15 protein-coding genes are annotated in these 18,544 nt (G+C 66.9%); 5 read left to right on the top strand and 10 right to left on the bottom strand.

The genetic code is table 11. The features are described from left to right. Positions 1 to 48: 48 nt before the first annotated feature. Complete coding sequence (gene tkt / locus AC3WP6_RS12340; RefSeq protein ID WP_492627990.1) at positions 49 to 2,049, bottom strand: transketolase; 2,001 nt, start codon at positions 2,047 to 2,049, stop codon at positions 49 to 51. A 262-nt stretch (positions 2,050 to 2,311) separates the two neighbouring features. Between tkt and AC3WP6_RS12345 the strand changes: the two genes are divergently transcribed. Then, the gene (locus AC3WP6_RS12345; RefSeq protein ID WP_492627991.1) at positions 2,312 to 2,905 is read left to right on the top strand and encodes a porin family protein; all 594 of its coding nucleotides are present in this window, start codon (positions 2,312 to 2,314) and stop codon (positions 2,903 to 2,905) included. A gap of 152 nt (positions 2,906 to 3,057) precedes the next feature. Next, positions 3,058 to 3,642 carry a porin family protein gene (locus tag AC3WP6_RS12350; RefSeq protein ID WP_492627992.1) on the top strand — a complete coding sequence of 195 codons (585 nt, stop codon included), beginning with the start codon at positions 3,058 to 3,060 and terminating at the stop codon, positions 3,640 to 3,642. Between the two features lie 76 nt (positions 3,643 to 3,718). Here AC3WP6_RS12350 and AC3WP6_RS12355 read toward each other — a convergent pair whose 3' ends face one another. The 7 genes from AC3WP6_RS12355 to AC3WP6_RS12385 form a co-directional block, all read right to left on the bottom strand. Further along, positions 3,719 to 4,723 (bottom strand): class I fructose-bisphosphate aldolase, encoded by a 1,005-nt coding sequence (locus AC3WP6_RS12355; protein ID WP_492627993.1) that lies wholly within the window; start codon positions 4,721 to 4,723, stop codon positions 3,719 to 3,721. 136 nt (positions 4,724 to 4,859) lie between these two features. Further along, positions 4,860 to 5,297: an energy transducer TonB gene (locus AC3WP6_RS12360; RefSeq protein ID WP_492627994.1), complete on the bottom strand. Its 438-nt coding sequence runs from the start codon at positions 5,295 to 5,297 to the stop codon at positions 4,860 to 4,862. Between the two features lie 170 nt (positions 5,298 to 5,467). Continuing rightward, complete coding sequence (gene pyk / locus AC3WP6_RS12365; RefSeq protein ID WP_492627995.1) at positions 5,468 to 6,943, bottom strand: pyruvate kinase; 1,476 nt, start codon at positions 6,941 to 6,943, stop codon at positions 5,468 to 5,470. 73 nt (positions 6,944 to 7,016) lie between these two features. Continuing rightward, a complete protein-coding gene (locus AC3WP6_RS12370) occupies positions 7,017 to 7,826 on the bottom strand; it encodes a S1/P1 nuclease (RefSeq protein WP_492627996.1) in 810 nt (269 codons plus the stop codon). Positions 7,827 to 7,877: 51 nt separating this feature from the next. Then, entirely contained in the window at positions 7,878 to 11,126 is a 3,249-nt protein-coding gene (locus AC3WP6_RS12375) for an efflux RND transporter permease subunit (protein ID WP_492627997.1), read from the bottom strand. Continuing rightward, complete coding sequence (locus AC3WP6_RS12380; protein ID WP_492627998.1) at positions 11,123 to 12,193, bottom strand: efflux RND transporter periplasmic adaptor subunit; 1,071 nt, start codon at positions 12,191 to 12,193, stop codon at positions 11,123 to 11,125. The genes AC3WP6_RS12375 and AC3WP6_RS12380 overlap by 4 nt, the downstream gene beginning before the upstream one ends. Positions 12,194 to 12,203: 10 nt before the next feature. Further along, positions 12,204 to 12,416, bottom strand: a complete 213-nt coding sequence (locus AC3WP6_RS12385) for a YgaP family membrane protein (protein ID WP_492627999.1) — start codon at positions 12,414 to 12,416, stop codon at positions 12,204 to 12,206. 116 nt (positions 12,417 to 12,532) lie between these two features. Between AC3WP6_RS12385 and AC3WP6_RS12390 the strand changes: the two genes are divergently transcribed. Next, positions 12,533 to 12,883 (top strand): ArsR/SmtB family transcription factor, encoded by a 351-nt coding sequence (locus AC3WP6_RS12390; RefSeq protein WP_492628000.1) that lies wholly within the window; start codon positions 12,533 to 12,535, stop codon positions 12,881 to 12,883. 123 nt (positions 12,884 to 13,006) lie between these two features. Continuing rightward, complete coding sequence (gap, locus tag AC3WP6_RS12395) at positions 13,007 to 14,008, top strand: type I glyceraldehyde-3-phosphate dehydrogenase (protein WP_492628001.1); 1,002 nt, start codon at positions 13,007 to 13,009, stop codon at positions 14,006 to 14,008. 76 nt (positions 14,009 to 14,084) lie between these two features. Here gap and AC3WP6_RS12400 read toward each other — a convergent pair whose 3' ends face one another. Both AC3WP6_RS12400 and fdxA read right to left on the bottom strand, forming a co-directional pair. Continuing rightward, complete coding sequence (locus AC3WP6_RS12400; RefSeq protein ID WP_492628002.1) at positions 14,085 to 16,388, bottom strand: nitric-oxide reductase large subunit; 2,304 nt, start codon at positions 16,386 to 16,388, stop codon at positions 14,085 to 14,087. 182 nt (positions 16,389 to 16,570) lie between these two features. Further along, entirely contained in the window at positions 16,571 to 16,894 is a 324-nt protein-coding gene (gene fdxA / locus AC3WP6_RS12405) for a ferredoxin FdxA (protein WP_492628003.1), read from the bottom strand. Positions 16,895 to 17,068: 174 nt separating this feature from the next. Here fdxA and ccoN point away from each other — a divergent pair, with 174 nt between their 5' ends. Next, a complete protein-coding gene (gene ccoN, locus AC3WP6_RS12410; protein ID WP_492628004.1) occupies positions 17,069 to 18,535 on the top strand; it encodes a cytochrome-c oxidase, cbb3-type subunit I in 1,467 nt (488 codons plus the stop codon). Positions 18,536 to 18,544 lie beyond the last annotated feature (9 nt).

Here is an 18,544-nt window from a genome sequence, read left to right on the forward strand (position 1 = left end):
GAAAAGGGCGCCGCATTCCTGCGGCGCCCTTTCGTTCCGCGCAGCCGCTCAGCGCACGACGCGCTTCACCGCATCCACCACCTTGGGCACGGTGAAGCCGAAGTACTCGAACAGCTGATCGGCCGGAGCCGAGGCGCCGAAGCCGTGCATGCCGATCACTTCGCCATCCAGGCCGACGTACTTCAGCCAATAGTCGGCGGTGCCGGCTTCGACCGCGACGCGGGCGCTGCACCACGCCGGCAGCACGCCTTCGCGATATTCCACCGGCTGCGCATCGAACACCTCGGTGCACGGCATCGACACCACGCGCACCGGTACGCCCTGCTGGGCCAGCGTGCGTGCGGCCTCCATCGCCAACTCCACTTCGGAGCCGGTGGCGATCAGGATGGCCTTGAATTTGGTATCGGCCGGATCGGACAACACGTAGGCGCCGCGCGCGATGGCGGCCACCTGTTGCGGCGTGCGCTCCTGGTGCTTGAGCGTCTGGCGCGAGAACACCAGGCCGGTGGAGCCCGCCTTGCGCTCGATCGCGGCCTTCCAAGCCACCGCCGACTCCACCGCGTCGCACGGGCGCCACATGTCGAGGCCGGGGATGTAGCGCAGCGTCGCCATCTGCTCGACCGGCTGGTGGGTCGGGCCGTCCTCGCCCAGGCCGATCGAGTCGTGGGTGTAGACGTGGATGGAGTGCGCGCCGATCAGCGCGCTCATGCGCACCGCGTTGCGCGCGTAGTCGGAGAACACGAGGAACGTGGCGTCGTACGGCACGAATCCGCCGTGCAGCGCGATGCCGGTGCCGATCGCGGTCATGCCGAACTCGCGCACGCCGTAGTGCATGTAATTGGCGTCCGGGCTCTTCTCGGTGACGCTGACCGAGCCCTTCCACATGGTGAGGTTGGAACCGGCAAGGTCGGCCGAGCCGCCGATCAGCTCCGGCAGCAGCGGGCCGAACGCGTTCAGCGTGTTCTGCGAGGCCTTGCGGCTCGCGAGATCCGGGCCTTCGGCCTGCAGCTTGGCGATGTAGGCCTGGGAATCGGCGGCCCAGTTCTCCGGCAGCTTGCCGGCGAGACGGCGGTCGAGCTCGGCGGCCAGCGCCGGGTTGGCCTTGGCGTAGGCGGCGTAGAGCGCGTTCCATACGGCCTCGCGCTTGGCGCCGGCGGCCTTGGCGTCCCAGCCGGCGTAGATCTCGGCCGGGATCTCGAACGGCGCGTAGTGCCAGTCGAGCATGTCGCGCGCCGCGGCGATTTCGTCCTTGCCGAGCGCGGCGCCGTGGCTGGCCGCGGTGCCTTCCTTGTGCGGCGCACCGAAGCCGATGATGGTTTTGCACATCACCAGGGTGGGCTTGCCGACGTCCTGTTTCGCCGCGGCCAACGCGGCCTTGATCTCGTCCGGGTTGTGGCCATCGACGCCGCGCAGCACGCGCCAGCCGCAGGCCTCGAACCGGCCGGCGGTGTCGTCGGCGAACCAGCCGGGCACCTGGCCGTCGATCGAGATGTTGTTGTCGTCGTAGATCAGCGTGAGCTTGCCGAGCTTCCAGGTGCCGGCGAGCGAGATCGCCTCCTGCGAGATGCCTTCCATCAGGCAGCCATCGCCGCAGAACACCCAGGTGTGGTGGTCGACCACGTCGAAGCCCGGGCGGTTGAAGCGTTCGGCCAACAGGTGTTCCGCCAGCGCGAAGCCGACACCGTTGGCGATGCCCTGCCCGAGCGGGCCGGTGGTGGTCTCGACCCCCGGGGTTTCGTTGTATTCCGGGTGGCCGGGGGTCTTCGAGTGCAGTTGCCGAAAGCGCTTGAGCTCGGCTATCGGCAGGTCATAGCCGGTCAGGTGCAGCAAGGCGTACTGCAGCATCGAGCCGTGGCCGTTCGAGAGCAGAAAACGGTCGCGGTTGAACCAGTGCGGGTTGGCCGGGTTGTGCTGGTAGAAGTCGTTCCACAGCACCTCGGCGATGTCGGCCATGCCCATTGGCATGCCCGGATGCCCCGATTTCGCCGCCTCCACAGCATCCATCGCGAGTGCGCGTACGGCGTTGGCAAGTTGGCGGCGGGTAGTCATGGAAAGCTCCGTATGTCGACCGAAAGCGCCATTGTGGCGCAAGCCTGCAGCGCTGTCGCGGTGCAGCAGTGGCCGGGCCCGTCGGTCGGCGTGCAGTCAGCTAGGTTAACTCCGCATTAATAGTGAACTATTCGGTATTGAATCTTTTTCACACGGACTTATCAAAGGGGACGTGCCCGGTGTTCGAACCAACATCGGGCATGCGGCACGCGCCTTTTCCCCCCATGCGCGCGCCGGTTCCTTACATAACAGGAGACTCTCCATGAAAAAGACCCTGCTCGCCCTTGCCCTTGCCGCGACTGGCATGCTGGTGGTTCCGGCTTCGTTCGCGCAGAACGCACCGGTCGACAACGCAGGCTGGTTCATCAACGGCAACGTTGGTCGCACCTCGGTCAACCACGGCCCGTACGACGACCACGACACCGGTTACGCGCTGAATGGCGGTTACCGCTGGTCGCTGGCGCCGAATTTCGCGTTGGGTGCCGAGATCGGCTACAACGACCTGGGCAACATCCGCGCCAAGAACATCTTCCACAGCGCGCCGATCATGGCCCCAGGTCACTCGCAGCTGCACGGCTGGACGGCCGGTGCCAACGCACGGCTCGCACTGAGTGACAGCTGGTACCTCTCCGGCCGCACCGGCGTCTACAGCTGGACCGGCCACGGTCTCAGCAACGACGTCAACCCGGTCCGCAAGAGCCTCGACGACACCAGCTGGTACGCGGGTGCCGGCGTCGGCTACAACCTCACGCCGCAGCTCAGCGTGGGCCTGAACTACGACTACTACGACGCGCAGAAGCAGCGGGTCGACCTGAGCACCGACATGGTGTCGGTGAGCGCCGAATACCGCTTCTGATCCGATCGTTCAGCGTTGCATGCACGACGAAGGGCGCCGCAAGGCGCCCTTCGTTTTTCGTTGCCTTTGAGTTCCCGTTAACTTCACGTTAGCATCCGGCAGCCGCGTGACCTTGCGGCGTGAATACCTCTCAAGGCACAAGGAGTCCCTACATGTACCGGAAATTGCTTCCCCTCGTCGCCGCCTGCGGCCTCTTCGCCACCACTGCCCAGGCCGACCAGACCAACGGCTGGTTCGTCAATGGCAACGTCGGTACCGCCCACTACAAGGCGACCGTCAGCGGCGTGCCCGGCAGCGGCACCGACAGCAACACCGCGTTCATCCTCACCGCCGGCTACCGCGACCAGGGCATCCTCGGCTTCGAAGCCGGGTACACCAACCTCGGCAGCACCACCGCAAAGGACGACTTCGGTGATCGCGCCAAGCTCAAGGCCGACGGCTGGACGCTCGGCCTGAACGGCCATTTCAACCTGAAGGACCGCTGGTACCTTTCGGCGCGCGGCGGCCTGTTCCTGTGGAAAGTGAAAGCCAACGTCACCTACACCGACGTCACCGGCGGCCGTACCACCTTGCGCGGCGACGAACAGGCGCTGGACTGGTACGCCGGCATCGGTACCGGCTACGACATCAGCCGCAACTGGAGCGTGGGCGCGAATTTCGACTACTACAAGATCAGCAAGCACGGCTACGACATCGGCACCCGGGTGTTCTCGGTTGGCGCCGAATACCGCTTCTGAGCAATATCGCGACAGGGTTGAAAACAGGACGGGCGCCGCAAGGCGCCCGTCTTTTTGCGACACGGGATGGAACGGCTCAGCCGTTCCACTGCCCGAGGGCAGCCAGGCCATTGTCTTTCGCCCGGGCATGGACGGTCTTCTGCGCCTCGGCGTAGTTGGCCTTCATGTCCTTCGCCCACAGCTTGAGCGCCGCCTGCTGCATGGCGCGGCCATACGAGAACGACAGCGGCCACGGGTGCGGACCGATCTTGTTCATCGCGTTGAGGTGGGCGGTGGACTGCTGGTCGGTCTGCCCGCCGGAGAGGAACACGATGCCCGGCAGCGACGCCGGCACGCAGGTCTTGAGCACGCGCACGGTGGCCTCGGCCACTTCCTCGGCGTCGGCCTGCTCCTCGCAGCTCTTGCCGGGGATGACCATGCTGGTCTTGAGGATTACGCCTTCGAGCATCACGTTCTGCTCGTAGAGCGCATTGAACACGCTGCGCAGCACGGCTTCGTGCACTTCGTAGCTGACCTCGATGGTGTGGTCGCCATCCATGATGACTTCCGGCTCCACCATCGGCACCAGCCCGGCTTCCTGGCACAGCGCCGCGTAGCGCGCCAGCGCGTGGGCATTGGCTTCGATCGCGGTCGAGCTGGGGCTGTCTTCGGAGATGTTGATGACGGCGCGCCACTTGCAGAACTGCGCGCCAAGCTTGGCGTACTCGGCGAGCCGCTCGCGCAGGCCGTCCAGGCCCTCGGTCACCACGTCGCCGGGGAAGCCGGCCAGTGCCACCGTACCCTTGTCCACCTTGATGCCGGGGATGATGCCGGCCTTTTTCATCACTTCGACGAACGACACGCCGTCCTTCGTCTTCTGGCGCAGGGTTTCGTCGTAGAGGATGGCGCCGGAAATGTGCTCGCCGAGATTCGGCGTGGTCAGCAGCAGCTCGCGGTAGGCACGGCGGTTTTCTTCCGTGCACTCGATGCCGACGGCGTCGAAACGCTTCTTGATGGTGCGGGTCGATTCGTCGATGGCAATGATGCCCTTGCCGGGGGCAACCATGGCCAAGGCAACGCTTTCGAGATCTTCGATACTCATGACGGCTCCGTGCGGCGAGGCAATGACGACCCGCTCAGGTGGGTGCCGCCCGGCTGCGGGCGGCAGGTTCAGAGCCGCGGATTATATCCGGAACCCCGCCGACTGCCGGTGGACGGTCAGCGCGGGGCCGGCAGCGTCAGTGACCGTACCCCGGCAACTTGCAGGGCGCCATCACCTTTTGCTGGCCGTCGTGGCCATCGGGCGCGTTGAACGGGATCACGTAATAGGTGTCGATCGGGTTGCCGGCGCGGTTGGTCAGTGACGGACCGTAGCGGAAGTTCTTCACCGCCGTGACCGCGGTCGGACCGAGGTCGCTCTTGGGCACCAGCTTGGCGAGCTGCACGTTCATCGGCACGCCGTCGGAGCCGATCACGTAGGTGACCGCGGCGCAGCCCGGCGCGTTCAGGTTGAGCCCGCTCGCCGGCGCACTGGTCTCTACCTTGGTGTTGAGCAGGATCCAGTAGTGGTACAGATCCTGCGGACCGACCCGCCGGGTCTGCGCCAGCGCCGGCATGGCGCAGGCCAGCGCGGGAAGCGCGATGAGCAACGAACGGAGCAGCGTGCGAGTGGTCATGAGGAGTCCTTGCGGCGACGGGATTCGAGATTGGGAAATAGGGGATTCGGAAATCGCAACCCGGCGAACTTGCCGCAACCGGCTCTGCCGCATTCCGAATGCCGAATCCCCCTATCCCGGCGATCTGCCCGGAGTCTACGGCGCATAGCATCACGCCAGCGTGCAGATCGCTACAGATCGCGGCTGCTGTCCACCGCGCCGCCCGCTCCCACCGACAACAGCTTCAGGGTATTGGTGCCGCCGACGTGGCCAACCTTGTCGCCATAGGTGATGACGACGTTGTCGCCTTCGGCGAGCCGCCCCTGTTCGAACAACAAGCGTACGGCGGCACGGGTGGAGGCGGCCATGCTCTGCTTTTCGCCGTGGCTGAAGGCCACCGGGCGCACGTCGCGCAGCAGCAGCATGCGCCGGCGCGCGGCGGCAAACGGCGACATGCCGTAGATCGGCACCGCGCTGCGGTAGCGCGACAGCCACTGCGCGGTGGCGCCGGATTCGGTCAGCGCGATGATCGCGCGCGCGCCGAGCCGGCCGGCCAGCACCATCGCGGCGAAGGCGATCGCCTGATCGGTGCGGTCCAGCCGATGGTGCGGGTGCGAGAGGTCTTCCTTCGGCTCGAACTGGCGCTCGGCGCCCAGGCAGATGCGCGCGAGCGCCGCGACCGCCAGGTCGGGATGCGCACCGGCGGCGGATTCCTCGGACAGCATCACCGCGTCGGTGCCGTCGATCACCGCGTTGGCGACGTCGAGCACCTCGGCGCGGGTCGGGATCGGCGAGCGCACCATCGATTGCAGCATCTGGGTGGCGGTAATCACGGCGCGGTTGCGCGCCACCGCCTCACGGATGATCTTTTTCTGCAGGCCGGGCAGCTCGGCATCCCCGATTTCCACGCCAAGATCGCCGCGCGCCACCATCACCACGTCGGAGGCGTCGATGATTTCGCCCAGCACCGGGATCGCATCGGCGCGTTCGATCTTGGCCACCAGCGCGGCATTGCCGCCAGCCTCGTGCAGCAGGCGGCGTGCCTCGTCCATGTCGGCTGCGCGGCGCACGAACGACACGGCGAGAAAGTCGGCGCCGATCTCGGCGGCGAGCTTGATGTCCGCGCGGTCCTTGTCCGACAACGCGGAAACCGACAGCCCGCCGCCCTGGCGGTTGAGCCCCTTGCGGTCCGAGAGCTTGCCGCCCACCAGCACCTGGCAGCGGATCTCGCTGCCGGCCACTTCGAGCACGGTGAGCGCAACCAGGCCGTCGTCCAGCAACAGCACATCGCCGGCCTGCACGTCGCGCGGCAGGTCGTGGTAGCTCACGCCGACTCGATGTTCGTCGCCGGCCGGCGCATCGGCGCTGCAATCGAGCACGAACGCGGCGCCGGTGACGAGCTGGATCGGCCCGTTCGCGAAGCGCTCGATGCGGATTTTCGGCCCCTGCAGGTCGGCGAGGATGGCGACCTCGCGTCCCACCGTGGCCGCCGCCGCGTGCACCGCCTTGGCGCGCTTGCGGTGGTCGTCCGGCTCGCCGTGCGACAGGTTGAGCCGCGCCACGTCCACCCCGTTGGCAATGATGCGTTCGAGCATGCCGGGCGCATCGGTGGCCGGGCCAAGCGTGGCGACGATGCGAGTGCGGCGGGTTTGCGTGGGGGTGCTCATCCGGTGTTTTCCGCGTCTTGCAAAAGTTGCCCCGACTATACGGCAGCCCTCGCGCGAACAAGCCGGAATCGGCTCACTTTTGCAAAGTGGTATTAAGCACTTGCGCCAGGTGCACGCCGGCGATGCGCAGCTGGTTTTCGGCCACCGGCAGCTCCTTGGCCACGTAGTCCTCGCCGATCTTGTGCCCGCTCGGGTAGATGCCGTGGGTGATGGCGCAGGACTCTTCGGCCCACTGCGCATACGGGTTGTCCAGCGGCGAAATCGGCGCCGGCAGTTTCGCCGGACCTTCGGCGGCGAGCGTGGCGCTGTATGCCTGCCAGTCCAGGCCGCGGGTGTTCAACAGGCCGGAATCCCACACCCGGTGCAGGTTGGTGCCGCGGCCCTCGAACTGCACCTGGTAGCGGTTGCCGCCAAGGTCGTCGCGATCGCCGGCATGCAGCGGCTGGTGGATATCGCCCACGAAATGCACCACGAACTTGAGCGCCTCAAGGCGCGCGGCAGCGCTTTGCGTGCGGTCGCCGAGGATCGCGAGGTAGTGCGGCAGCGCCGCGACGATGCACTCGCCGTCGCCGCAGTCGCGCGGCGGGTCGTAGTGGCAGTCGGCATCGTGAAAGTTGACGTAATGCAGCCGACGGGTCTGTTGCCAGAGATCCTGCCGGTCCGGGTCATCCCGCACCTGGTCCGCCCAGCTCGCCACGTCGGCCAGTTGCGTGGTGTGTTCCGCCGCGAGCAACTGCTCGACCGCGGCCAGTGCCGCCGGATCGAGCTGCTGCTGCGCCAACGCGGCGACGATGCTGTGGCCCAGCGGGCCCCAGGCCTGGGCCGCGGGCACGGCGATCAGGGTAGCGAGGGCGGCAGCCAGCAGGCGGCGGGGAAAGGGCATGGACGGCTCGAGACACGTTGGAGGAAAGCCCATCCTGCCATCTTTGCGCGCTCACGCATGGCCCGGAAGTCCCGCCGTGGCGCGCCGGGCCAGCCACGTGTAATACAGCAGCGGGATCACCACCAGCGTCAGCACGGTCGACACCAGGATGCCGAAGACGAGCGACACCGCGAGCCCCTGGAAGATCGGGTCGCCGAGGATGAAGAACCCGCCGAGCATCGCCGCCGCCGCCGTCAGCGCAATCGGCTTGGCGCGCACGGCCGCGGCGTCGATCACCGCATCGGTGAGCGGCCGGCCGGCGGCCAGCGCGTGGTTCACGAAATCGATCAGGAGGATCGAGTTGCGCACGATGATGCCGGCCAGCGCGATCATGCCGATCATCGAGGTGGCGGTGAATTGCGCGCCAAACAGCGCATGCCCGGGCATCACGCCAATCACCGTGAGCGGAATCGGAGCCATGATGATGAGCGGCACGAGGTAGCTCTTGAACTCGCCGACCACCAGCAGATAGATCAGCAGCAGCCCGCCCAGATAGGCGAGCCCCATGTCGCGGAAGGTTTCGTAGGTGATCTGCCACTCGCCGTCCCACTTCACCGCGCTGCCGCTGGTGTCGGCCGGCTGGTGGATGAAGTCCTGGGTGACGCTCTGGCCGTCGAGCGGCGTATGCGCGAGTTTGCCGACCAGCGAAAACATGCCGTACAGCGGGCTGTCGGCGTGCCCGGCATCATCCCCGGTCACGGTGGCGTAGGGCAGCAGATCCTTGTGGTACGCGGCATCTTCCCAGCCGGCTTGACGCACCGTGGTCAAGCCCGACAGCGGCACCAGTGCGCCATCGCGGCCACGCACGCGCAAGGCCAACAAGCGATCCATGCTGGCCTGGTCGCCCGGCGCCAGCCGCAAACGCACCGGCAGCGCGCGCCGCGTACGGCCGTCCATCAAATAGGTGGCGTCGTCGCCGGCCAGCGTGGTGCGCAGCGCCTGCACCACCTCGGCCTGGCTTACGCCAAGCCGCGCGGCGCGCTCGCGGTCGATCGTCACCACCTGGCGCGGGGCGTCGGCCTCCTCGCTGGTGTCGATGTCGACGATGTCGGGGTTGGCACGGAACAATGTTTCCAGCTGCAAGGCCGCGGTACGGATCGCCTGCGCGTTGGGGCCGTAGACCTCGGCCACGATCGGCGCCGTCACTGGCGGACCGGGTGGCACTTCCACCACCTTGAGCGAGGCGCCATGGCGCGCGGCGATCTGCGCCAGCGCGGGGCGCGCGGCCAGCGCGATCGCATGGCTCTGGCGCTTGCGCGCGTCCTTGTCGACCAGATTGACCTGCAGGTCGCCCACCAGCGGGCCACTGCGCAGGTAGTACTGGCGCACCAGTCCATTGAAGGTGATCGGCGCCGCAGTGCCGGCGTAGCCCTGCCAGTTTTTCACTTCGGGAATGGTGGCAACCTGTGCGGCCAGCTCGTGCAGCAGCTGGTTGGTGCGCTCCAGCGTGCTGCCCTCGGGCATGTCCACCACCAGCTCGAACTCGCTCTTGTTGTCGAACGGCAGCATTTTCAGCACCACCACCTTGGCCACCACCAGGCCCACCGACGCCAGCACCAGCACGCCCATCGCGGTGAACAGCCAGTGCCGCCGGCGCGCCGCGCGCGGGCCATGCAGGAACGGACGCATCACGCGGCGAAACAGGTCGGGAATGCGGCCGGTGGCGGCCTCGTGCGCACCGCTGGCTGCGTCGGCACCGGCCGGGTCGGCGTCGACGTGATGGCGCAGCAGGCGCAGCGCGAGCCACGGCGTCAGCACCAGCGCGACGGCCAGCGAAATCAGCATGCCGGCCGAGGCGTTGATCGGGATCGGCCGCATGTAGGGCCCCATCAGGCCGGAGACGAACGCCATCGGCAGCAGTGCGGCAATCACGGTGAAAGTGGCCAGGATGGTCGGCCCGCCGACCTCGCTCACGGCGGCGGGGATCGCCGCGCGCAACGTGCGCCCGCCCAGCGCCATGTGGCGGTGGATGTTTTCCACCACCACGATCGCGTCGTCGACCAGGATGCCGATGGCAAAGATCAGCGCAAACAGCGACACGCGGTTGATGGTGAAGCCCATCGCCCACGAGGCGAACATCGTCAACAGCAGCGTGATCACGACCGCGCTGCCGACCACCACGCCCTCGCGCCAGCCGAGCGCCAGCACCACCAGCAGCACCACCGACAGGGTCGCGAGGAACAGGTGCAGCAGGAGCTCGTCGGCCTTCGCCACCGCGGTTTCGCCGTAGTCGCGCGTCACCGCCACGTGCACGCCGGCAGGGATATCCAGGTTTTCCAGATGGGCGAGGCGCGCGCGGATCGCGGCGGTGATATCGGCGGCGTTGGTGCCCGCCTTTTTCGCCACGGCAATGGTCACCGCCGGCGCGTTGCCGGTGGCCGGACCGCCCTTGCCCGCGGGCGTGCCGAACCACGCATAGCGTACCGGCACCTCGCCACCGGCACGGATGCGCGCCACGTCGGCAAGGTGCACCGGCGCCCCGCCCTTGAGCCCGATCACCAGCTGCGCGACGTCGTCGGCGCTGGCGAGAAACGTGCCGGCGGTGACCGGCGTGGCGCGGTTCGCGGCAACCTGGTCGCCCGCCTGCGCCACGACGTTGGCCGCGCGCAGGGCGTTGACCAGGTCGGCAACCCGCAGGTTGTAGCTGGCCAGCTTGCCGGGATCGAGCTCGACCAACACCACGCGATCGGGCGCGCCGATGGTGTAGACGTCGCGGGTGCCGGGGATGCGCTTGAGGTCGGTTTCCAGCGTACGCGCGACCTGGGCGAGTTGTTCCGGACCGGTGTCGGCGCGATCGCTCCACAGCGTGAGCGCCATCACCGGCACATCGTCGATCCCCATCGGCCGCACTACCGGCTGGCCGACGCCGAGGCCGGGCGGCACGAAATCGCGCTCCTGGAATACGCGGTTGTACAGCCGCACGATCGCGGCCTGGCGCGGCACGCCCACCTTGAACTCCACGGTGACCACCGCCACGCCCGGCCGGCTCATCGAGTACACGTGCTTGACGCCCTCCAGCTCCGAGAGCTTCTGCTCCAACGGATAGGCCACAAGGTTTTCCACCGCGCGGGTGGAGGCGCCGGGAAACGGCACGGTGACGTTCGCCATCGTCACGTCGATCTGCGGCTCTTCTTCGCGCGGCGTGATCATGATCGCCGCGAAACCGAGCAGCAGCGCCGCCAACGCCAGCACCGGCGTAAGCGGAGAAGACTGGAACCAGCGCGCGATGCGGCCGGTGAAGTGCAACCCCGGCGCACTCATGGCTGCGCCTGCGCGCGCTGGGCGATCAGCCAGCGGGCCGCCGCGGCCGGATCGGCGGCAATGCGCTCGCCGGCATCGAGCCCGGCCAGCACCGTCACCCGGTCGCCTTCGGTGTCACCCAGGCGCAACTGGCGCAGCGCCACTCGCCCCTGCGCCACCACGTAGACGCCGGTCAGTTCACCGCGTTCGACCACCGCGCTGCGCGGCACCGAGATCACTGGCGAACCCGCACCCGCAAACGCCAGCTTCACCGTGGTGCCGGGGGACAGGTCGCGGGTGTCCGGCGGCAACCCAAGCCGCACATCCACGGTGTGGGTTGCCGGGTCGGCCACCGGAAACACGGTGATGCCGGTAGCGGCGATGCGGCGCCGACCGTCATCGGCCAGCACCGTGGCGTGGCCGTCGGCGCGCAACGCCGCGGCCACGCCTTGCGGCAGTTTTGCCTCCACCCGCAATGCGCCGAGCGACGCCACCGCAATCAGCTGCTGCGGGAACGGCGGACCCGCCGCGGCTTCGCCCACCTGCACGTAGCGTTTGGTGACGACGCCATCGAACGGCGCACGCACCACGGTGTAGCGCTGCTGGGCGGCAGCCGCGCGCGCCTGCTCACGCGCGGCATCGAGCTGCGCCTTGGCGCTGTCGCGCTGCATGCGCACGCGCTCGAAATCCGCGCGCGACACGTAGCCCTGCGGGGCGATGGCCGCAAACCGCTGGTAATTGGCCTGCGCGTCGGCATACGCCGCCTGCGCGGCCGCGGTCTGGGCCTGCGCGGCGCGCAACGCGGATTGCTGCTCGACGTCGGTGAAACGCACCAATACGTCGCCGCGCTTGACCGTCGCGCCCACATCGAACGGCAGGGCGGTGACGCGCGCGTTGGTTTGCGCCATCAGCACCGCGGCATCCACCGCCTGCACCGTGCCGTCCCAGGTTTGCGCGCCGGCCGCGCCGGCATCGGCCAGCACGGTTGCCAGCGGCGGGTCGCTGGCCGCGGGCGCGGGTACTGCCTGCTTGCCGTGACAGCCGGCAAGCAGGGCAGCAAACAGCAAAAGCGCGATGGGACGCGGCACAAACACCTCCTTATGCGCGCGGCGTGAACGCGCAACCGGGGCGCAGCCCGAACCGGGCCAGGATACGGGCCAGCGGGCAGAACCCGGTGAATGACGACTGCAGCAGATTGGCGCCAACGAACACGGCAAGCAGCAGCCACCCGTTGGATACGAAATACGCCAATGCCACGCTGAGCAGCACCATGCTGCCGGCGAAACCGATAACGACGCGTTCGATGCTCATGCAAGTCTCCTGGCGATGGGCCGGAAGGGACCCGGCTAGAAGTCATGCTAATTTAGTTATAGCTAAATTAGCAAGCCATGCTAAAATCAAGCCGTTGCAACCTACCAATGGTAGCCATGTCCGCTCTCCGCAAACCCGATCTTGCCGCCATGCGCGAACGCGCCGAAGACGCTTCGCAACTGATGAAAACGCTGGGCAACCCGCAGCGGCTGCGCATCCTGTGCCTGCTCGGCGGGCGCGAGTTGTCGGTGGGCCAGATCAACGAGGAGCTGCCCGACCTCAGCCAGTCGGCACTTTCGCAACACCTGGCCAAGCTGCGTGACGAAGGGCTGGTGCACACCCGGCGCGAGGCGCAGACGATCTGGTACACGCTGGCCACCGGCCCGGCTGAGCGGATCATCACCACGCTCTACGGCATTTATTGCGAGTCCGGCAGCGACAGCGCCCGCAAGCCTGCAAGCCGCTGACTTCGGCTGCGGCAATCTGCGCCACCGCAACGCCAACCGGCACAAGGGCTTCCGCTAGAATGGCAGTTCCGGCAACCCGTTCAGGTCGCCATGGCCCGTCATCGCATCGGAGGAAGTGTCCCCATGACCATCAAGGTCGGCATCAACGGCTTCGGCCGCATCGGTCGCAACGTGCTGCGCGCAGCCGTGCAGAACTTCAGCAAGGACATCCAGGTCGTGGCGATCAACGATCTGCTCGATCCGGAGCACCTTGCGCACATGTTGCGGTACGACTCGGTGCACGGGCGCTTCCAGGGCGAGGTCAAGGTCGACGGCAACAATCTGGTGGTGAACGGCAAGCCGATCCGCCTCACTGCCGAGCGCGACCCGGCCAACCTCAGGTGGGGCGAAGTCGGGGTGGACGTGGTGATCGAATCCACCGGCCTGTTCCTGACCAAGGAGCTGGCGCAGAAGCACATCGCCGCCGGTGCGAAGAAAGTCATCATGTCGGCGCCGTCGAAGGACGGCACGCCGATGTTCGTCTACGGCGTCAACGACAAGACCTACCAGGGCGAGGACATCATCTCCAACGCCTCGTGCACCACCAACTGCCTGGCGCCGCTGGCCAAGGTGCTGAACGACAAGTGGGGCATCAAGCGCGGACTGATGACCACCGTGCACGCCACCACCGCCACCCAGAAGACGGTGGACGGCCCGAGCGGCAAGGACTGGCGCGGCGGCCGCGGCATCCTCGAGAACATCATCCCGTCCTCCACCGGCGCGGCGAAGGCGGTCGGCGTGGTGATCCCGGAGCTCAACAAGAAGCTCACCGGCATGAGCATGCGCGTGCCAACCTCCGACGTGTCGGTGGTCGACCTCACCTGCGAGCTGGAAAAACCGGCGAGCTTCGACGAGATCCGCGCCGAGATGAAGAAGCAGGCGGAAGGCCCGCTGAAGGGCATCCTTGGCTACACCGAGGAAAAGGTGGTCTCCACCGATTTCCGCGGCGAGACCTGCACCTCGGTGTTCGACGCCGACGCCAGCATCGCGCTGGACTCCAACTTCGTGAAGCTGGTGAGCTGGTACGACAACGAGTGGGGCTACTCCAACAAGTGCCTGGAAATGGTGCGCGTGGTCGCGGCGTAGGCCGGCGCCACCGCATGTGACGAAAAACCCGCGCCGGGCAACCGGCGCGGGTTTTTCATGGCCACCGCCCGGCGGTTCAGGCCGTGCGTTCGGCCGCGTCGGCGCGCACGCCGAGCCACGCCTTGAGCGAGGCGATGAACAGCGGGATCGAGCCGAAGATGATGAACACCAGATCGCCCGGCAGGCGCAGCCATTCGATCAGGTGCGAACGCGGCATGCCCATGTAATCCATGCTGCGTGCGTGCCAGTAGCCGTGCTTGAGCACATCCCAGATCTGCAGCAGGCCGCTCGGGAACAGGCTCATCACGATCATCAGCACCAGCCCGGCATTGGTGCCCCAGAACGCCACCTTGACGTACTTCTCGATGCCCGGCCAATGCTTGTCGCTCGCGGTCTGGCGCAGCACGAACACCATCAGCGCGATCGCCAGCATGCCGAACACGCCCATCAGCGCCGCGTGCCCGTGGTTCGGCGTGAGCTGGGTGCCGACCTCGAAGTAGCTGACGATCGGCAGGTTGATGAGGAAGCCGAACATGCCGGCGCCGACGAAGTTCCAGAACCCGACCGCCATCAGGAAATAGAACGTCCACTTGTGCGGCACCCGGCGCGGCGTGCCGTCCAGCGCCACCTCGCCCTTGGTGGTGCGCACGAAGTCCCAGGCATCGAGCGTGAGCAGCGTGAGCGGCACCACCTCCAGCGCCGAGAACAGCGCCGACATCGCCATGTTGAACTGCACGTGGCCGACGAAATACCAGTGGTGGCCGGTGCCGATCAGGCCGCCGAGGAAATACAGGATGGCGTCGAGATAGATCACCCGCATCGCGGTGTTGTGGTGGGTGAGGCCGATCTGCACAAAGGTGAGCGCCACCACCGTGGTGGCGAAGAACTCGAAGAAGCCTTCGACCCACAGGTGGATGATCCAGAAGCGCCAGGTCTCCACCACCGTGAGGTTGGTGTGCGCGCCGTAGAACAGCGCCGGGATGTAGAACACCGGGATCGCCACCGCCGCAAGCAGGAACATCCGCCCCACCGGCTTGACGTTGGGGTTGGCGATCTTCGCCGGCCGCGCGATCCAGTACAGCACCGCGAACCAGACCACCAGGCCGATCACCAGCAGGTACTGCCAGATGCGCCCCAGCTCCAGGTACTCCCAGCCCTGGTTGCCCAGCCAGAACCACCAGTCGCCCAGAAGGTTCGACATGCCGGCCCACTCGCCCAGGAGGCTGCCGGCAATCACCGCGATGAAGGCCGCAAACAGCAGATGCGCCCACACCGCCATGCCGCGCGGCTCATCCTTGCGCAGCGAGCGGCCGAGAAACAGCGCCGCCGCCACATACGCGGTGGCGATCCACATGACCGCGCTCTGCAGATGCCAGGTGCGCATCAGGTTGCTGGGGAAAATGTCCTCGAGCTGGAACCCGTAGAAGCTGCCCGGATCGGCGCGGTAATGCGCGGTGGCGCCGCCCACCAGGGTCTGGAACAGGAACAGCGCGGCCACCACCACGAAAAACTTCACCAGCGCGCGCTGGCCGGGGCTGGCCTGCCCCGGCACGATGCTCGGCTCCAGCCGGCGGCCGCGGGAAACCCAGCCCAGGTAGTCGAACTTGCCGAACATCAGGAGCACTGCGGCGATGCCGCCCAAGAGCACCATCAGGCTGAGCGCGCTCCACAGGAAGGCGCCGGGAATCGGCCGGTTGCCCACCAGTGGGTCATACGGAAAGTTGTTGGTGTAGGAGTAGTCGTAGCCCGGCCGGTTAGCCACCGAGGCCCAGGCCGCCCACGCCACGAACGCGGTGAATTGGCGCAGCTCGGTCGGGTCGCTAATGAGGTTCGGCTTGAGCCCGCCGTTGCGCTCGGGATGCTTGAAATACTCGGTCCAGTGTGCGATCTGCCCCTGCCACGCGGCTGCCTCGGCGGCAGTCAGGGTCAGGGTGCCGCTGGCCGCATCGAAACGGTTGGTCTTGAGCGACACCGCAGTCTGCGCGCTTACCGCGGCCCGCTGTCCGGCATCCAGGGTGGCCAGTGAGCGGCCGTACTGCGCCTGGGCCAGGGCCTCGGCGGTATCCACCCCGATTTCATGCAGCGCCTCAGCCGAGTAGTCCGGCCCAAGGTAGGCGCCATGGCCCCAGATCGAGCCGTTGTCCATCAACCCGTATTTCAGGAACACCGCCTGCCCGGCGCGGATGTCGTCGCCGGTGTAGAGGGTTTGTCCCTGCGCAGCGACCACGTGCGCCGGTACCGGCGGAGCCTTCTTGTAGCCTTCCACGGTGATCGCGATCAGCACCACCATGCCAAATACCAGCACGATCAGGATGGTGCGAACCCACCAAGGCGACAGCTTCGCGTAGTCGTCGGTGGGAGGGAGTGCGGCGTCGTTCATCGGTGCTCTCCTTTCTCGAACCAGGCCAGCAGCGGCCGGCTTACGGACAAAAGGCGTTGCCGGCGCGGGCCGGCAAACTAAGACGATCGATCATGCACAACGGTGGCGGCCGCTCCCCACGTGGCCGTCTGCCGAACCTTAACCGTTCCATCGCACCGAGGAAACCGGCGGCGCCGTGCCCCTCAGCGTTTCAGCAACCGCAGTTTGTCCGGCGCGCCATCCCACTTGGCGGCGTCCGGCATGCAGGGAAACTTTTCGGTCATCACCGGCCACTGCTTGGCCAGCTCGGCGTTGAGCCCGAGGAACACCGCCTGCCCGGCCGGCAGGTCGATGTCGGCGTAGATCGCGTCCACTGGGCAGACGTCCACGCACAGCGTGCAATCGATGCATTCGTCGGGGTCGATCGCGAGGAAATTCGGGCCGGCATGGAAGGCGTCGACCGGACACACTTCGACGCAATCGGTGTGCTTGCAGTTGATGCAGTTCTCGGTGACGACGTGAGTCATGCAACCTCTCCCGAAACAACCACTTCGCGACGATGCGCCGGCCGCCGCGACGCGGTCATGACGTGCCTCAGCACCCGCGCGCACCTTGGGCAAATTGTCGCAGTCGGCTGACGCGCGTCACCTGGGGCGGTTGCCGCGATGCGACAATTGGGAGCTTAACCTCAGGGGATACCCATGCCCACCACCGAGTATTACAACGACCGCGTCGTTCGCCAGTTCCTGCTGGCTGCTGCCGTATGGGGCATCATCGGCATGTCGGTCGGCGTCTACATCGCCGCCGAGCTGTACTGGCCGGTGCTGAACTTCGACATCCCGTTCATCACCTTCAGCCGCCTGCGCCCGGACCACACTTTCGGCGTGATCTTCGCCTTCGGCGGCTCGGCGCTGATCGGCACCTGCTACTACGTCGTGCAGCGCACCAGTCATGTACGCCTGGCCTACGACCGCCTCGCCGCTTTCACGTTCTGGGGTTGGCAGCTGGTCTGCATCCTGGCGATGGTGACGGTCCCGGCCGGCCTCACGCAGAGCAAGGAATACGCCGAGTCCGAGTGGTGGATCGACATCCTGCTGGCGATCGTGTGGATCAGCTACGGCGTGGTGTTCTTCGCCACCCTCGCCCGGCGGCGCATCAAGCACATCTACGTGGCGTGCTGGTACTACGGCGCGTTCATCGTGGCAGTGGCGCTGATGCACATCGTCAACAACCTCGCGATCCCGGTGTCCTGGACCAAGTCCTACCCGATCTACTCGGGCGTGGTCGACGCCATGGTGCAGTGGTGGTACGGCCACAACGCGGTGGCGTTCTTCCTGACCACCGGCTTCCTGGCAATGATGTACTACTTCGTGCCGCGTCAGGCGCAGCAGCCGTTGTGGAGCTACCGCTTCTCGATCGTGAACTTCTGGGCGCTGATCTCGGTGTACATGTGGGCCGGCGCGCACCATCTCATGTACACCGCGCTGCCGGACTGGGTGCAGTCGGTGGGCATGGCGTTCTCGATCGTGCTGCTGATGCCGTCGTGGGGTTCGGCGGCGAACGGCCTGATGACCTTCAACGGCGTCTGGCACAAGCTCAAGACCGACCCGGCGGTGAAGTTCATGGTGATGTCGCTGGTGTTCTACGCGGCGGCCACCACCGAAGGCACGATGATGGCGATCAAGACCGTCAACTCGCTGTCGCACTACACCGACTGGACGATCGCCCACGTGCACTCCGGTTCGCTCGGCTGGGTGGCGATGATCACCATCGGCTCGCTGTACGCGATGGCGCCCAAGGTGCTCGGCAAGCCGGCAATGCATTCGCACAAGGCGATGGAGCTGCACTTCTGGCTGCACATGACCGGCACGTTGCTGTACGTGGTGTCGATGTGGACCGCCGGCGTCACCGAGGGCGAGATGTGGCGGGCCACGCTGCCCGACGGCGCGCTCAAGTACGGCTTCCTGGACAGCCTGATCGCGATCAAGCCGCTGTACGTCATCCGCTGGTTCGGCGGCGTGATGATCCTCTCCGGCATGTGGGTGATGGCGTGGAACCTGTGGCACACCGCCGGCGACGCGCGCGCCCGCCTCATCAAGCCGATCCCGGTACCGGTCGCCGAACCGGCGCCGCACCAGATCCCGGCTCCGCTGCCGGCGGCGGGCTGAGGAGAGACG

This window comes from Rhodanobacter sp. FW106-HT46G03, assembly GCF_058789895.1.

Excerpts from the sequence above, each read along its gene's own strand:
- tkt (WP_492627990.1), bottom strand. The coding sequence starts at position 2,049 with ATGACTACCCGCCGCCAACTTGCCAACGCCGTACGCGCACTCGCGATG.
- AC3WP6_RS12345 (WP_492627991.1), top strand. The coding sequence starts at position 2,312 with ATGAAAAAGACCCTGCTCGCCCTTGCCCTTGCCGCGACTGGCATGCTG.
- AC3WP6_RS12350 (WP_492627992.1), top strand. The coding sequence starts at position 3,058 with ATGTACCGGAAATTGCTTCCCCTCGTCGCCGCCTGCGGCCTCTTCGCC.
- AC3WP6_RS12355 (WP_492627993.1), bottom strand. The coding sequence starts at position 4,723 with ATGAGTATCGAAGATCTCGAAAGCGTTGCCTTGGCCATGGTTGCCCCC.
- AC3WP6_RS12360 (WP_492627994.1), bottom strand. The coding sequence starts at position 5,297 with ATGACCACTCGCACGCTGCTCCGTTCGTTGCTCATCGCGCTTCCCGCG.
- pyk (WP_492627995.1), bottom strand. The coding sequence starts at position 6,943 with ATGAGCACCCCCACGCAAACCCGCCGCACTCGCATCGTCGCCACGCTT.
- AC3WP6_RS12370 (WP_492627996.1), bottom strand. The coding sequence starts at position 7,826 with ATGCCCTTTCCCCGCCGCCTGCTGGCTGCCGCCCTCGCTACCCTGATC.
- AC3WP6_RS12375 (WP_492627997.1), bottom strand. The coding sequence starts at position 11,126 with ATGAGTGCGCCGGGGTTGCACTTCACCGGCCGCATCGCGCGCTGGTTC.
- AC3WP6_RS12385 (WP_492627999.1), bottom strand. The coding sequence starts at position 12,416 with ATGAGCATCGAACGCGTCGTTATCGGTTTCGCCGGCAGCATGGTGCTG.
- AC3WP6_RS12390 (WP_492628000.1), top strand. The coding sequence starts at position 12,533 with ATGTCCGCTCTCCGCAAACCCGATCTTGCCGCCATGCGCGAACGCGCC.
- gap (WP_492628001.1), top strand. The coding sequence starts at position 13,007 with ATGACCATCAAGGTCGGCATCAACGGCTTCGGCCGCATCGGTCGCAAC.
- AC3WP6_RS12400 (WP_492628002.1), bottom strand. The coding sequence starts at position 16,388 with ATGAACGACGCCGCACTCCCTCCCACCGACGACTACGCGAAGCTGTCG.
- fdxA (WP_492628003.1), bottom strand. The coding sequence starts at position 16,894 with ATGACTCACGTCGTCACCGAGAACTGCATCAACTGCAAGCACACCGAT.
- ccoN (WP_492628004.1), top strand. The coding sequence starts at position 17,069 with ATGCCCACCACCGAGTATTACAACGACCGCGTCGTTCGCCAGTTCCTG.